At 63.6% G+C, this 14,994-nt stretch carries 14 protein-coding genes; 4 read left to right on the top strand and 10 right to left on the bottom strand.

The annotated features are described in order from the left end of the window. Nucleotides 1–162: 162 nt before the first annotated feature. The 5 genes from XdyCFBP7245_RS08310 to XdyCFBP7245_RS08290 form a co-directional block, all read right to left on the bottom strand. A complete protein-coding gene (locus XdyCFBP7245_RS08310; RefSeq protein WP_104615233.1) occupies nucleotides 163–549 on the bottom strand; it encodes a hypothetical protein in 387 nt (128 codons plus the stop codon). 58 nt (nucleotides 550–607) lie between these two features. After that, nucleotides 608–1,015, bottom strand: coding sequence for a DUF4259 domain-containing protein (locus XdyCFBP7245_RS08305; RefSeq protein WP_104615232.1), 408 nt, complete (start codon nucleotides 1,013–1,015; stop codon nucleotides 608–610). 77 nt (nucleotides 1,016–1,092) lie between these two features. After that, nucleotides 1,093–1,725 carry a dihydrofolate reductase family protein gene (locus tag XdyCFBP7245_RS08300; RefSeq protein ID WP_104615231.1) on the bottom strand — a complete coding sequence of 211 codons (633 nt, stop codon included), beginning with the start codon at nucleotides 1,723–1,725 and terminating at the stop codon, nucleotides 1,093–1,095. Between the two features lie 200 nt (nucleotides 1,726–1,925). After that, nucleotides 1,926–2,321, bottom strand: coding sequence for a hypothetical protein (locus tag XdyCFBP7245_RS08295; RefSeq protein WP_104615230.1), 396 nt, complete (start codon nucleotides 2,319–2,321; stop codon nucleotides 1,926–1,928). 789 nt (nucleotides 2,322–3,110) lie between these two features. Next, nucleotides 3,111–4,094, bottom strand: a complete 984-nt coding sequence (locus tag XdyCFBP7245_RS08290; protein WP_104615229.1) for a quinone oxidoreductase family protein — start codon at nucleotides 4,092–4,094, stop codon at nucleotides 3,111–3,113. Between the two features lie 203 nt (nucleotides 4,095–4,297). Between XdyCFBP7245_RS08290 and XdyCFBP7245_RS08285 the strand changes: the two genes are divergently transcribed. Next, a complete protein-coding gene (locus XdyCFBP7245_RS08285) occupies nucleotides 4,298–4,657 on the top strand; it encodes a winged helix-turn-helix transcriptional regulator (RefSeq protein WP_228322828.1) in 360 nt (119 codons plus the stop codon). Nucleotides 4,658–5,063: 406 nt separating this feature from the next. On the opposite strand, the gene XdyCFBP7245_RS08280 is transcribed toward XdyCFBP7245_RS08285, so the two are convergent. Continuing rightward, nucleotides 5,064–6,515 carry an OprO/OprP family phosphate-selective porin gene (locus XdyCFBP7245_RS08280; RefSeq protein WP_104615227.1) on the bottom strand — a complete coding sequence of 484 codons (1,452 nt, stop codon included), beginning with the start codon at nucleotides 6,513–6,515 and terminating at the stop codon, nucleotides 5,064–5,066. Nucleotides 6,516–7,330: 815 nt separating this feature from the next. Next, entirely contained in the window at nucleotides 7,331–8,221 is an 891-nt protein-coding gene (locus tag XdyCFBP7245_RS08270) for an SDR family oxidoreductase (RefSeq protein WP_104615225.1), read from the bottom strand. A 135-nt stretch (nucleotides 8,222–8,356) separates the two neighbouring features. Here XdyCFBP7245_RS08270 and XdyCFBP7245_RS08265 point away from each other — a divergent pair, with 135 nt between their 5' ends. From XdyCFBP7245_RS08265 to XdyCFBP7245_RS08255, 3 genes are all read left to right on the top strand, one after another. Next, nucleotides 8,357–8,794: a winged helix-turn-helix transcriptional regulator gene (locus XdyCFBP7245_RS08265; RefSeq protein WP_104615224.1), complete on the top strand. Its 438-nt coding sequence runs from the start codon at nucleotides 8,357–8,359 to the stop codon at nucleotides 8,792–8,794. A 488-nt stretch (nucleotides 8,795–9,282) separates the two neighbouring features. Continuing rightward, a complete protein-coding gene (locus XdyCFBP7245_RS08260) occupies nucleotides 9,283–9,780 on the top strand; it encodes a hypothetical protein (protein WP_104615223.1) in 498 nt (165 codons plus the stop codon). Then, nucleotides 9,777–11,876, top strand: coding sequence for a methyl-accepting chemotaxis protein (locus tag XdyCFBP7245_RS08255; protein WP_244907783.1), 2,100 nt, complete (start codon nucleotides 9,777–9,779; stop codon nucleotides 11,874–11,876). The genes XdyCFBP7245_RS08260 and XdyCFBP7245_RS08255 overlap by 4 nt, the downstream gene beginning before the upstream one ends. A 70-nt stretch (nucleotides 11,877–11,946) precedes the next feature. On the opposite strand, the gene XdyCFBP7245_RS08250 is transcribed toward XdyCFBP7245_RS08255, so the two are convergent. From XdyCFBP7245_RS08250 to XdyCFBP7245_RS08240, 3 genes are all read right to left on the bottom strand, one after another. After that, nucleotides 11,947–12,333 (bottom strand): YfeK family protein, encoded by a 387-nt coding sequence (locus tag XdyCFBP7245_RS08250; RefSeq protein WP_104615222.1) that lies wholly within the window; start codon nucleotides 12,331–12,333, stop codon nucleotides 11,947–11,949. Between the two features lie 236 nt (nucleotides 12,334–12,569). After that, nucleotides 12,570–13,361, bottom strand: coding sequence for a hypothetical protein (locus tag XdyCFBP7245_RS08245; protein WP_104615221.1), 792 nt, complete (start codon nucleotides 13,359–13,361; stop codon nucleotides 12,570–12,572). A gap of 465 nt (nucleotides 13,362–13,826) precedes the next feature. After that, nucleotides 13,827–14,375: a hypothetical protein gene (locus XdyCFBP7245_RS08240; RefSeq protein ID WP_146091658.1), complete on the bottom strand. Its 549-nt coding sequence runs from the start codon at nucleotides 14,373–14,375 to the stop codon at nucleotides 13,827–13,829. Nucleotides 14,376–14,994: the final 619 nt, after the last annotated feature.

The following is a 14,994-nucleotide window of genomic DNA, read 5'->3' as shown; positions in this document are numbered from 1 at the left end:
CGGCGGTCGCGTGGGGCTGCCTTATCGGTGACAGCGATAAAGCCGTGCTTTTAAACGCAAACGTGGTGGGCAGTGTGCTCACCCCGTTTGCGTCTGCGCTATGTGCGCGGCTAGCCGGTGAACCCGGTGGACTCGCTAAGCAGCTTCGGCTTGAATGAATTCTTATGCCATCTCCGGCCAAACCGCCGGCCTACCCGCCCGGATGTATTCAAGATACTCGGACTCGGCAACGCCCAGGTTGACCCAGCGGTGTGGATGGGCCACCAGTGACGTCTCTGCATATGCAATAGCTTCGTTGGGAGCCTGGAACGTGGCTGCCGCAGCATCAAGATCCTCTGGCGCTAGATATGGAAAGTCATACAGATCGGTGTATTGCTCTCTGCCGATGTCCTGGACGTCATACACCCAAATCTGCACCGATCCATCAACGGGCCGCAACTCGATATGGCGAATGTAGTCCGGATGCAGAGGGCTGCGCCCAAGGAACTGCTCAACGGACTTGCCTCGACGAAACGTGGCTGGAATATCAAGGATGGGAAGATGTCGCATGGCGGCTTAAAGAATGAATGAAGTCGCGCTGTGAGGCGGCATCGGATTGAATGAATCGTCAGATCTGCAGCCGTGATCGTAAACCACGCACTTCCGCTTGCCACTCGTTGAAGTCATCGGTGTCCTCCCACAGCTCGCGCAACTCCGAGGTTGGTCCAAGAATGCGATCAATCGCCTGCGCAGCGTCGCTGGTCAATTGAGCGTCGGGTAGCGGCTTTACCCTGTCGATCCATTCCACGACATCCGGCTCATCCAGGGCCTCAGCGGTGGGGCGTCCCAAGGCCGCAACGATCACCTCAATGGCCGCCAGCGCAGTGGTTGCATCCGTCGAATCCACATCGCTATCGGTGGCAAGGACTGCTGCAATTGCCTCGCGAACGAGCGACAGGTCGCCGGCCTCGGTGAGGTCGCATACCCAATCCGCAGCAGTGTCGTTGTCAAAAGAACCGATGCCCCAGCAACCCATGAACGTACTCCTGCAGGTCGAATGTTTGGCATAAGGCGCGCGTTGGCCTCCTGCCTGATGGATGAGTAGGCCTCAGCTCACTGCCGCACATAGCGCAGGTGGGTGGCCGCAGGCCCATTAAGAACCTTGTCGATACGAAATTGTGTCGCGGGCTCGCCAAGGTGTTCGAACAGACGTCGTCCGCTGCCGAATAAGACCGGTGCCAACGCAATCTCCAGCTCGTCGACAACGCCCAAGCTCAGATACTGCTGGATCAGATCCGCTCCACCGGCAATCCGGACATCACGGCTGCCAGCCGATTCGCGAGCCAGTTCCAGCGCATGTTCCGGCCCGTCGTTGATGAAGTGGAAGGTCGTGCCGCCGGGGCGCACCCAGGGCTCGCGTTTCTCGTGGGTCAGCACGTAGACCGGTGTGTGGAACGGAGCCTCCTCTGGCCAGGCAACCTCGCCTTGGTCGAACATCCGCTTGCCCATGATGTTGGCGCCGATACGCGCGAAGGTGCTGCGGACCAGGTCGTTGACCGGGCCGGTGTCACCACCTGATGCAAGCTTGAGTACGTTCTCGCGGAAGTACTGCGTTGTGATCAGCCAACCCATCATCGCGCCCCACTTGGCTCCCCAGTTCTTGTGCTCGGGGTCGTCCATGGTCATGCCCTCCGGCGCCATGTAGCCATCAAGGCTAAGGCCGATGCTGACGAATACCTTGCTCATGATTTCACCTCTCAGATGCCTGTGTATACCGGCCGTCGGATGTCAGCCTGCGCGCGAGGCGACGCCGGCTTGAATGCGTGCTCAGTCCCGCGGTTGGCAGGGATGAACTGCAAAACTCAAGCACTGGCCAGGCGATCGTTGCCGCGTGTTCGCGCGCAGCCGTGCCGCGCCGATTCGCTCCCGTCTGCCCATGCGGCTGGTCAGGCGCGATGTGCATGCCGCTTGCGATCGGCGATCGCCAACTGCAGTAGCTCGATGACGGGCGCACTGTTGCTCGTCGAGACAGCTCGAACCTTGACATGGCGTAGTGTCTTGCCGGTCCCTTGCATGATGCCGTGCGGATCCGCAAGCGAGGTGCCATGATAGAAACCCAGGTTGACGTAGGCGTCGTGGACCGAGATATAGGCATAGTGATCGGTCATCTTCCTGGGGCCAATGCCGAAGCTGATGATTTTGAGTTTTGGCCATGCAAGCTCGACAACCTCGCTGTGCAGCGAAACGATCGTGCTGCGCAACGACTCGCAAACCAGGCGCGGCTCCGGTTTTGCAATGGACAAGATGTCGTCGAACGTTGCGAGTGTCTTGTTGGTCGCCATGCTGCCTGCCGTGAAGTCCGAGGCCCGAGCAAGGCCGCACCGCGAAGCGGATCGGCCTGAATGAAGAATCAAAAGGCCGTGCAATAGACCGTTGGCACAGGATCGTTGCCGACCGCCAGACCAGCGATGTATGAGCATGCCACACGCACCGGTGACGCGGTTCTGACCAGTGATCGTGGACGCGCGGCGGCGCCCAGGCAATGGACACAGGAGCGCAGGGCGAGGGCGAGGCGGGAAGAGCGTCAGGGATGAAAAGGCGGTCGCGGCCGCTTTGACAAACGGTGTGGCAGAGCCGGTTGCGAAGGCGCCGGAGGGGTGCCGAAGCGGCACGCCGACACACGATGCCAGGCACCGCCGACTGAGGCGCGTGCGTGTCGCTTTGAAGGCACACGCCGCCTGCGCCGACGACGCGTAGCACTCGGGCTGTCGTTGTCTGCTGCGAGGTCGCGCAACGGCTACCGTTGCACTGTAGATGCAGCCGGGTTGCGCACGGTATGCGTGGCCGCAGCGCGATGATCCCGCACTCGCCGCAGCGCTATCGCGTGGCGCTGCATGCGAACGTGCGTCTTTGCTTCGTCGTCATCCGCAACACCGGCAGCGACTGCCATCGACGGACGCTGCCGGTGTCGCAGGGGCGGGCCGCCGCTGTGGTGGCCGCCCCTCCTTCAGTTCCATCCAGGCGCGCAATCGATGCCAGGGCCGGCTGCCGCCTCGGGGAGGTCGTTTGATGCGCTGCCCATCGACTGCGACCGCAGCCGGTCAACGGGGCGGTCGTTGTACCCGCCGCGGTTACTCGGCCCAGGGCTCCAGCACGACCTTGCCGGTGGTCTGGCGGCTTTCCAGCAATTGGTGCGCCTGCGCGGCCTGCGCCAGCGGCAACACCGTGCCGATCTGCGGGGCCAGCTTGCCGGTCATGATGAAGCCCATGATCTCGCCCAGCACCTCCTGCATTAGCCCGGGCTGGGTCTGATAGCCGCCGATGTAGAAGCTGGTCACCGTGTGGTTCTTCAGCGTGAGCTGCCACGGGTCGATCAATGCGGTCTTGCCGCTGGACTGGCCCAGAAACACCATGCGCCCGAACGGTGCCAGTGCCGCCAGCCCTTCGCCGACATTGTCGCCGCCGGCACTTTCCAGAATGACATCCACGCCGCGTCCATCGGTCAATGCCAGCACCTGCTCGGACCAGCCGGGTGCGGTGTAGTCCACGGAGGCATCGGCGCCCAGGCGTTCGGCCAGTGCGCGTTTTTCCGGCGAACTGGCCGCGGCGATGACCTTGCCGGCGCCGTACAGCTTGGCCAGTTGTACCGCGAACGAACCCACGCCGCCGGCCGCCGCTTCGATCAACACCGTCTCGCCCGGTGCCAGCCGCGCAGCATGCCGCAACGCGATACCGGCAGTGAGCCCGTGCGCGACCACTGCGGCGGCCTGCACCGCGCTCACGCCCGGCGGCAACGGCACCACCAGCGCGGCGGGGAAGGCGATGTACTGCGCATAGCCGCCCACGCCCGGCGTGGCCAGCACCGCCATTCCCACGTCCAGCCCGGTGACACCTTCGCCGAGTGCGGCGATCGTGCCGGCCACCTCGATCCCGAGGGTGTACGGCAGGGGCGACGCCTCGATGTAATCGCCGCGCCGACGCATGACGTCGGCAAAGTTCAGGCCGACCGCTTCGATCTTGATCAGCACTTCGCCATTGCCGGGCTGCGGCTGCGGAACGTCTTCATAGACCAGCACGTCGGTGCCGCCGTGCTGGTGAAACCGTACTGCCTTCATGATGCATGCTCGCTGGGTCAGGGGGCCGAGTGGCCGGAGACGCCTGCCGCAACCAGAGTGTCGGCAGGAGATGTTGTCCCTGGGAGAGGCTGTGCAGCCGGTCGTCGCGGGACGCATCACAAGGTATATTCTGTAAACCTGATGTCAATCAGGCACCACTCATCCACTAGGTATCCCGCGAGACACTTGCAATGCACACAGCGATGCCGCAACCCGCCTTCAAATTCGACTGCCCGGGCCGTGAGACGTTGGAGCAACTGGCGGACAAATGGTCGGTGATGGTGTTGGCCTGCCTGCTGGTGACGCCGCTGCGTTTCAACGCGATCAAGCGCAATCTCGAAGGCGTGTCGCAAAAAGCCTTGACCCAGTGCCTGCGTCGGCTGGAGCGCAACGGCATCATCGTGCGCACGGTGATCGTGCGCTCGCCGATCGCGGTGGAATACCGCATCACCCCGCTCGGCCTGCGTCTGAAAGAGCCAATCCAATTGCTATGCGCCTGGACGCTCGACAATCAGCGTGCCATCGCCAAAGCACGGGAAACCTTCGACCGCGAGACCGCGTAGCTGCTAATCCGGCGATAGGCGACAGGGCGTGGCTGCGATGCGCAGCTCAGTGGCAGACAGGCACGCCGCGATGCCTTGACGGCCGGGCATCGCAGCGCATGCAATGGCGCACGATCCGCGCTTGCACCAGCCTGACAGAAACGGACAGCCGAAAGTAATACAGGGCTTACACCGTGGCATGGACTTGTCATTGCTGCACGAAGGGGCGCGCAGCGCGATACCTTGACGTGCAGCAACCGCCACTGCCCTCAACGTTGTGCAGGCATCGCGTTGCAGGGGCGTACAACACGCAGCGTCGTCATGCAAACGCCCCGCACAGGGCGGGGCGTTTGCAGTCGTAGTACTGCAGCGTTGCATCACGCCCACTGCTGCGGTGTTGCGCGCGATGCAGGCCGCGTGGCGTGCCTCAGTAGTTGACCTGTAACTGCAGACGCAGCAGATCGCCTTCCACCACCGGATACGGCGCCGTGGTGACGTCGGTGCGCTTCATCTTCGAATAAGCAAACACCAGTTCCAGCGCGTCCATCGGCTGCCATTCGACGCCGGCTTCCACTTCGTCCAGACGCATGCGCGGCGCATTGGTGTCGAACTTGGAGCCGCCGCGGTAGGTCTGCCATTTCAGGTACGGCAGCAAGGTGCCGTAGGTGAAGTCGTGCTTGAACATCGCCTGCACATACCCGCCGCTCAGCGAGCGGGTGCGGATGCGGCGCTGCGCCATATCCAGCTCCGGGCCGCGGCCCACCGTCCACTCGGCCTGCAAGCCGAACGGCTGCGGGTAGTAGATGACGTGCGCAGCAACGCGCTGGTCGGTATAGCCATTGGGGTCGGTGATCGCCGGGGTGAAACTGCGGCCGCCGATATTCACCGCCGCAGCGGTCGGCACGAAGCGCCCGCTGTAGGCATCGGCACCCACTTCCAGATACTGGCCGTTGGCGAACTTGAACGGGTAGGTGGCATGCACCACCGCATGCATGCCGTCGTTACGCTCGGCGCGGTTGGCGCCCTGGCCGTTGTACACGCCTGCGCCCAATACACCGTAATCGCCCGAGCCCTTCAGACCGGATTTGACCAGGTCCTGGAAGCGGCCCTTGGCCACGGTGGGGCTGTAATAAAACACCGCACCGATATCGCGTTCGTCGCGCAGGCCGGAGTTAAGCGCATCGGCGCGATCCAGGGTGAGGCGGTTCTGGCTGGACTGCAGGTTTTCCCAGCCGTACGGCATCTTCGACTGGCCCACACGCACGCGGTATTCGCGCTTCTTGTCGAAAAAGATATCGGCGTACGCATCGCGCAGCTGCGCGAAGTTGGAGGTGGTGGAGCCGGTCGGCGTGCTCGCAAAATCCGGCTGGAAATACAGCGACACGTGTTCGTTGAGATCGCCGCTCAGCACCAGGCGCGCACGCCGGATGCCCAGGCTCTGGTCGTTGCCGATGAAGCGATCGCCCGGCGCACGCAAGTCTTGCGCATCGCCGCCAATGCCCTGGTTGTAGCGGATCTGGGTGTAGCCGCGCAGGCTCAGCTTGTCGTACCACTTCTTGCCGACATCGCCGGCCTTGGCCGGTGCGGCGGCTGGCGCCGGTGCAGGGGCGGCCTGTGCGATGGCGGTGTCGGCCGGCACGGTTGCGCCAGGTGCCGGTGGCAGGGCCTGTGCCGGCGCGGCAGGCATCGCCGAGGCGGGCAGCTTGCCGTTTTCGTCCACCTGCACGAAGGTGCCCAGCTTGTCGCGCCCGGGTGCCGGCTCGGCAAAGATCTGCTTGGTCTTGCGGTCGACGTACAACTCCAGCTCGGCGGCCAGCGTGCTGCCGCTGGCGGTCGCGCTGAGGGCGCACAGGACGGTGGCGAGATTGCGTTTTTTCATGGACACGGCTCGGCAAGGGAAACTGGGCGGCGGTGGCGTGGCCAGTCAGGGCGCCCTTGCAGGGGCGCGTGCGGCCAGACGCCGGGTACCGTCATGGCGCTCCGCACTGCTGCCGTAGCAGCGGTAGGGTGCAGTTATATTTAGGTTTGATGTCAGTTTGGTGACATCCGCGCCGCTATCCGACCGGCCACTGTGTCAGCCACGTGTCCGGTAGATGTCAGTCCGGCGATGCGAGCTGTGTCGAGAAGCGGTGGTGGCCTTGCGACGGCGGGGGCCCTGGCGGCCGTAACGTCTGCACTGATCCTTGCGTGGCCCACCCGCCTGAGCAGGCGCTACGTGCAGCGATACGCCTGGCACGCACGTTGACCGTGACTGTCGAACAGTCGAACAGTCGAACAGTCGGCCAGATTGAGGAATGCGCTCGTCGAGCGGGGCTGGTGGCACCTCGCCAGTGACAGCGGCTAACAGAACCGAGCGAGCGCCTGTCAGTGAGTGCAGGGTCGAATGTGCGGTGGCCGCACCGCTCGCGGGACACGTCGTGAACGCGTCCCTGGGGGCTCGGTGATGGCATCCATGCCGCCACACGGTCCCGCAATCGGCGAGAACACCGCGCCAGACAGTGTGATGGCTGTAGTGTTGAAAGCCATGCGTACCAACACTCTCCACAGATCCTTGCCTGCGCACCGTCGCGGGACCTGACGCGGCACGGATGCCGCGTAAGCGCTTAAAACGCCACACCCGCCGGGCATGGCGTTGCTTGATTTGGCCACCGGCCGCCACACGCATCGCTGCGTCTTGCGACCGGCCGGCCCGGTTCAAGCTGCCGGCTGTGCCGCCGCCAGCGCCGCCGCCACGGTGTCGCGCCATGGCGTGGTGGGGCGGCCGATCAAACGACTCAGGGTGTGGCTGTCGTCGAACAGACTGCCGCCGCGCGAGGACGCCGAGCACTGCGCCAACACCTGCGCAAACCCGGCCGGCACGCCAACCTGCACCAGCGCTGCGGCGTAGTCGGCTTCCGGGAGGTCGTGGTACACCACCGGCTTGCCCGCCAACTGCGATAGCGCGGCTGCGTACTCGGCCATCGTGAAGGCGGTATCGCCGGCCAGCTCATAGACCTGCCCGGCCTGCGGTGCATCCGAGGCCAGCACCGCCGCGGCGGCCGCCGCATAGTCGGCACGTGTGGCGGTGCTGAGCTTGCCCTCGCCCGAGCTGCCCATCGCCCCACCGTGCGCCACTTCGGCCGCGATCGAGCCGGTGTAGTTTTCGGTGTACCAGCCATTGCGCAGCAGCACATGCGGTAGGCCGCTCTCGCGCAGCAGCGCCTCGGTGAGCAGATGCTCTTCGGCCAGCGACAGCGTGCTGGTCTCGGCGCGCAGGATGCTGGTGTAGGCGAGCAACTCCACCCCGGCGCGCTTGGCCGCGTCGATCACATTGCGGTGCTGCTCCACGCGTGCGCCCACCGCGTTGGACGACACCAGCAACACCCGGCCGACGCCCGCAAAGGCCAGGTCCAGGCTGTGCGGGTCGGCGTAGTCGGCCTGACGCACCGTGATGTCGCGTTTTGCGAACTCCGCGAGTGACGCAGTATCACGGGCCGTTGCTACGATGCGGCTGGCAGGCACATGGTTCAGCAGTGCGTCGACGACCAGCGCGCCCAGCTGCCCGCTGGCGCCGGTGACAAGGATCAGGGGGGAGGCATGTGCCATGTGGTGCTCCAATAGGTTTAGAGAAGAGGTTTGGTCTAGTATCTAGACCTTGTGGTCAGCGAGCCTATTGTCAGGACCGCCCGGTCCTTCGCAAGGAGGCAGTTTTACTCCCCCTGGTTACTGTGAGATACCCCCGTGAATGCGATTGCCTTGTTCCCACCGCCGCCCTCCCTGGAAGGCCCCTTCGATGCCACTAAATGCCCCGTGCGCGATGTGCTCGATCAGATCGGCGACAAGTGGACCTTGCTGATCCTGTTGACGCTGATCCCCGGCCCGTCCCGCTTCAGCGCCATCCAGCGCGCCGTGCCGGACATCTCCAAGCGGATGCTGACCCAGACCCTGCGCAACCTCGAGCGCAACGGCATGATCACCCGCAAGGTCTACGCCACCAAGCCGCCCAGCGTGGAATACGCACTGTCCAAGCTCGGTGTCGCCCTGCTCGGCCCGGTCTCGCAATTGCTCAACTGGGCAGGCGAGAACCACGCCGGTATCCGCGCCGCACGCGAGCGCTTCGATCGTGCGCAGCAGCCGCTGGTCGCGCTGGATGCCGACGAAGCGATGGCGCAGGCGTAACGCGGTCAACCAGCGCGGACGGCCTGGGCGGTGTCCGCAGCTTGGAAACGATGGTTGCCACCACACCAGTGGCCGTGTGGTTGCACAGGCACGCCGGCGTGCTCCGATTTGCCCGCCGTATTGCCACCGCTGACGTCCGGTGGCGCACGGCAGGATGCGGTCGGGAGTGTTGCGCCGATGCGCTCCCGACGGCCGAGCTGTGATGATCCGGCAAGTCACGGAGGCATGGCGATGCCGCCTCGCCCGTAATCGGCGGCGTTGACGAGCTGCTGCGGGCAGCTGCAATGATGTGAACACGTGCTCACAAAATCCCGCTTCAGCTAAATGCCTGATCGCCGCTGCATGGGCAAATTCGATAGCAAACCCTTGCAGCGCAATGGCGATGCCTTTGGCTATCGCACCCATCGCAAACTTCAATCGCAAGCCGGCTCAAGCGCACGCAAGCGCGTCCGATAAGGGCTCACCTTATCTCGCGAAGCCACTCCTCTATGCCTGTGTTCGGCAGCCTGTCTTGTGCATCGCGACGTACCCTGGGCATCGCCCTGCTCGCACTGTGGTGCGGCTGGATTGCCGTGGCCTGGACAACTCCACGCGCGCAAGCAGGTGATCTGGGTAGTGCCTGGGCACAGGTCCAGGCGAGCCTGCCGGCCGCGCAGCCGGCGCCGATGTTGATCGGCGTCGTCGACGCCTGCGCCTGCACCGATCTCGCATCGGATCGCGCCTGGGCTGAGCTCAGCGCCGCCGTGCGCGCCCGCGGCGGCCAGGTGCGGCTGCTCGACAGCCCGGCACTGCAGGGCAGCGGTTACGCCGTGTGGCTGCTCGGCGCCGATGGTCAGCCGCGCTATGCCGGCCCCGCAGACGGTGGCGCGGTGTGCGGCACTGCCGGCGCAGCGGCGTGGTCGCGTTGGTTACCCGATGTCCTGAGCCGCGCGGCAAGTGCCGCAGTGGCGTCCCCTTGTCCGTGTGCCATGGAGTCGATGTCATGATGGAACTGTCCGCATCGGCGCCGCCGACCTCCAACTACGCCACGCGTCTGGCCATCAAGGCCGACCGGCTATTCCTGTGGCTGGCGGTGCTGCAGAGCGCCGGCTCGCTGGCGTTGGCCTGGAGCCAGGGCCAATGGACCACCTTTCTTGCGGTCACGCTGCCCAGCGTGCTATTGATGGCCTGGCAAGTGCATGCAAACCCCGGCACGCGCCTGACCCGCATCACCAACGCGCTGGTGCTGATGGCACTGGTCGCCGCCACCATCCAGCAAGCGCATGGCCTGGTGGAAATGCACTTCGGCGTGTTCGTGATCCTGGCGTTGCTGCTGTATTACCGCGACTGGCTACCGGTGGTGGTCGCCGCCGGCGCCATCGCCGTGCACCATCTTGCGTTCTATTGGCTGCAATCGCGCGGGATGCCGGTGCAGGCCTTCACTGTCGGCAGCGGCTTCGGCATCGTGCTGTTGCACGCCGGCTACGTGATCGTGGAAACCGCCTTCGTCTGCGTGATGGCCATTCAATTGCGACGTCAGGTCGATGCGTTGGATCACGAAGCCGACGCATTGGCGGAACTGGCCGACACCCTGGCGACCGGTGCCACCTTGCCGCCGGCGATCATGCAGCAGACCTTCCGCAGCGGGTCGCTGGCGCAAGCGCTGGTGCGGATGAGCGTACAGGTGGAAGAACGCATCGCGCAGCAACAACAGTTACTGCTGGAAAACCGCCGCATCCGTCTGGCATTGGATGCCTCGGCGATGGCGGTGGCCATCGTCGACGGGCAGGGCGCTGCCATCTACCGCAATCAGTCGTTCCAGCAACTGAGCACGCATGTCGATGCCGATGCGCTGGAGACCGCGCTGGCCGATGCAGTGCAGCTGGGGAATGCCACCGGCACCAGCAGAACGCGCGCCCTCGCTGCGCTGCAGCTGCAGGAAAACATCACGCCTGTGCACGATCATGACGGCAGTTCGCTGGGCGTGGTGGTGGAGTGGCAGGACCGCACCCAGGATCTGATGCTGGAAGAGCAGCTGGCGACGGTCGTCGCCCAGGCCACGCGCGGCGAACTGGGGGCGCGCCTGCACGGGCACGCCAACGGCGGCACGCTCGGCCAGCTGGCCGACGGCGTCAACCGCTTCCTCGCCATCACCGACGGCAGCCTGCAGGACATGCGCAAGATGCTGGCCGCGATGTCGCGCGGCGACCTGTCGCAACGCATCGATCGCCCGTGCGAAGGCGTGTTCGAGCAGATGAAGCGCGATGCCAATGCCACCGCCGATGAACTGGCCCGCATCATTGCGCAGATCCGCAGCTCAAGCAGCGCGATCAATCATGCGGCCGGCCACATCCTCACCCGCAACGATGCATTGGAGCAGCAGGTGCAGCGCCAGTCGGCCACGTTGGGCCACACCGCTGCCCAGATGCAGGCGGTGCTCGGCACCATGCAGCAACACACCGCGCAGGCAGCGGATGCGGACAAACTCACTGCCGCCGCATCGGAGGCCGCACGCAGTGGCGGCGACACCATGCAGCAGGCGATGGGCACCATGCAGCAGATGGAGCACGCATCGCGTCGCATCCAGGACATCATCTCGGTGATCGACGGCCTTGCGTTCCAGACCAATATCCTGGCCTTGAACGCCGCAGTCGAAGCCGCGCGCGCTGGCGACGAAGGCCGTGGTTTTGCAGTGGTCGCCAGCGAAGTGCGCGCGCTGGCGCTACGCTCGTCCACCGCCGCCAGCCAGATCAAGACGCTGATCGGCGAGTCGGTCACGCACATGCAGGCAGGCGTGCAGCAGGTGCGCGACGCTGGCGAAGGCATGCAGCACATTGTGGCCACCATCGGCCAGGTCAGCAGCACGCTCAGCAAGATTGCCGTTGCCTCGCAACAGGAAGCTGGCAGCATCGCGCAGGTACATCACACCCTTAACGACGTGGATACCGACATGCGCGACGGCGTCACCCGCATGCAGGACGCCAGTGCTGCCGCACGCGCGATGGGCGATCACGCCGCGCAGCTGGAAGATGCGGTGAGTGCCTTTGTGGCCGATGCGCAGGCACGTGGCACCACGTTGCCGAGGCAGCGGCTGGTCGCCTGATGGCGCATGCCGTCTTCAGGCTCATCGATCGCCGGATGTTGATCGGCCGATCAACATCCGCCCGCACGGTTTAGCCGGACGTGGCGTCGTTATTGGAAGCGCGCTTGCGCAACTCCCGCAGTTTGCCGATGAACCACGACTGGCTCGATACCGGCGCGGCGTTCCCGCAGCGCACCTGATACGGCTTGCCCGACATGCTGCTCTTGGTCGCAGCGAGTTCAATGAAAGACTCGGTAGACGTTACCAATGCCTTTTTCTGCTGGTACTCGTATTTACGCTGCAGGTGTTCGCTGGCTTTCGGCGCTGCGTACCACGACCCGTTGCGGGAAAATTCGCAGTTGGATTGCTCAAGTACTTTGAAAAGCTGGCCCACCTCACGTGTGGTGGTGGGCGAAACACCTTGTGCAGAAGCAGAGGCACACAGCAGTAGTGCAACAAGAAGAAATTTAGTGTTCATGACCGCATGGTAACGCAGGACGTCACCCTGTTAGCCGGTAGAACAGCCGATGCAGGCGAGGGTTGTCCACAGTCAATCAAGAGCTCGGCCCACTTCATGGTGCAAGACGGTCGGAAGCGTCGCTCTTGCAAGATAGTGCGGGTATCGGCATCGCATGCCGCAGCGCGCACTATGCGTCACGGCATCGCGTCCGGCTAACGGCACCAATCCAGCCCTGCACGCATCAAGGGCGAACGCTAGGCATCTGCCGGGACATAGCGCAGCAGCGTGGAGCCATCAAAATAGTTGCCGTAGTACTCGCTCTTCCGCAAGCCGGGGTTGGCGATGAAATCGATATACGGCGCGGAGCAATGCGGGCAGCGGAAGGGGTTGAGGTAGCTGTAGCTCGACCCGTCCGGCGCCAGAGGCAATGCGCTTTCCAACGCAGCAAGTGCCTCAGCATCGGGCTCGGATAGCGCTGCTGGGCTGCCAGGAAGATGGCTGTCGACCGTCATGGTGTACGCGCCGGATGCCGAATAGAAGTAGCCCGCGTTACTAAACCCTGCGTGATAGGAGCGGATCAGGAATGAACGCTGACAATGGTCGCACACACAGGACAGCACCACATTGCCACTGGTGACCGTACCGCCATAGTGCAGCCCGCGCGCAAACAGCCCCTTGCCTGCAAGCGCGGAGTTGCTGATGGCTGCGCCCGGCAAAAAGAACGGCTGAAACCTGATCCCGGATGCCTTGCCGGTCGCAAACGCATCCGAAGCGAGCTGCTGGTCCTCGGAAACGACGCAATCCATCTGGCATCCCAGATTGGCATGGACGCGCACGGAAAAATGAAACCATCCAGACGCGCTACCGAGCTCATGGGTACGCACGGCTCCGGCCGAATCGACACATTCCAGCACGCTGCCAGACTTCAATCGCACTGAAGGCGTCATTTCACAAGGGAGGTCTTGTTCTGTCACGCGACACAACTCATTTCCATCGGCTCGAACGATCAACAACGCTGTGGCTTTCTTCTTGAAGATGGAGAACATGCGGTCCTTGGCAACAACGTGTGGGTGGCAGGGCAGGGCGCCGAGTGCACGCGTGATGGAGCGGCGCGCAGACACAGGGCGCTCACCATGCCTGACGCGGCATCGTCTTGCCAACCTGTCACGGAGCCGGCGACGCGCTCATTGGCCTACTGCATTCGCGTCGAACTCGATGTTTGATGCTCGCCTTCGGGGCGCAGGTGCAGGCAACCAAGCATGCAGGCGTGGGCCAGGGTGGCCAAACGCATCTGGCGCGGGACATCGGAGGAGCCGACACCGTTGGTGCGTAGTCTGTGAGCCTAAAGATCCAAGCGTAGCGGTTCGATGAAGGCAACTGCAGTTCTGCAACACCGGGATGTCTTCTCGATGATGTCGCTATGCAAACTCGCTCTGCAACGTCGATGGGCAGGTGGGGGGCTTACGCACTGACGGGTAGACGTCGGACGGCGAACCTTTTGAATGACATTCTCAACCACCATCCTGCTCAATTGTAAACTTGATGGTTGTACCATCGACCAAAGGCTTGAACGGCTCTGACTGTGAACGTTTGAGATCGGCCCAGAAGATCGCTTCGCGCGCCGAGGCGGGCACGGTAGCAAAGGGCACATGCAGGACAAATTCAAACTGCTTCGCATCGTTTGCGAGGATAAAGCGCTGTAATTCCTGAAGCTGCCGGCTTCCCTCCGGCGTCAGCCGCAGAAGATACGTCGACACCGGTACATCCCGGTTGAAGAGGCCGCCTGAGCGCACGGCGTGCGAGACCGCGACTTCGGTCAGACCCATAGCGGCAGCTTTACTGGTGCCAGAGGCCTTCAGTTGAAGGTCGAGGCGCGTTGCCGCGACGTTGAGCTCAAAGCCGACCGGAACGGAAACGCGGACCAACAGCTGCGCTGGGTCTAGTTGGGCCAACGAACGCGGGCTCATCGACGAAAGACTAAGCGCCGTTGCAAGCGGAATGGAGGTGCATCCCGCCATAGCAACGATCGAAGCAAGGCAAAGAATGACGAGTGCGCGCATACCGTTCCAGGTCGCCAAGGCCTGAACTAAGCCGACCTGTGAGATGGCTCTGCGCCAATTACCTGTCAGCCGTATTTGCGGGCCAAACTTCGACCAATTCACCGTCGACAAAGCCGACACATACCGCCGTAGCGTCGCGAAGCACACTTGCCTGCAAGGTAGGTGAGTTCTCGATAAAAGATCTTACCTCTGCAGTCACGTACGTCAGCGCTTGTTCCCACCCGGCGCCCGCAACAGAGCGCTCAAGTGTGAGCTCAAGTGGCTGAGATGACCATAACTCCGGCGGACAAGCCCACTCAGAATCATCTCGGTCGTAGGTGCCGGCTCCGATCAACTCCACGATCCAGTCGCCGCATTCCGCCAAATTGAAATTGTAAGCCACCACTCCATCGGGAGTGCTGGATGGTACGGCTTGGAGAAGCCAGGTTGAGAGCGGCAAAGTCGAGGATTCTGTCATGTGGCCCACCGCCTGAGTTAGGCCGCCCCGCAGCGGGGTGGCGACCACATCTAGCGTAGCGCAGGCACGTGTGTCGACTCCCCGCAATTCAGTGCCAGCCAAAACTAGAGGTCTGCGGTTAATGTTGATCACGGAACTCGGCGGGCGTTAGCCCGCCCAGGC

The organism is Xanthomonas dyei (assembly GCF_002939865.1).
Classification (GTDB): domain Bacteria; phylum Pseudomonadota; class Gammaproteobacteria; order Xanthomonadales; family Xanthomonadaceae; genus Xanthomonas; species Xanthomonas dyei.
The sequence above is the reverse complement of the archived record's forward strand: the minus strand, read 5'-3'. Positions and strand labels throughout refer to the sequence as shown.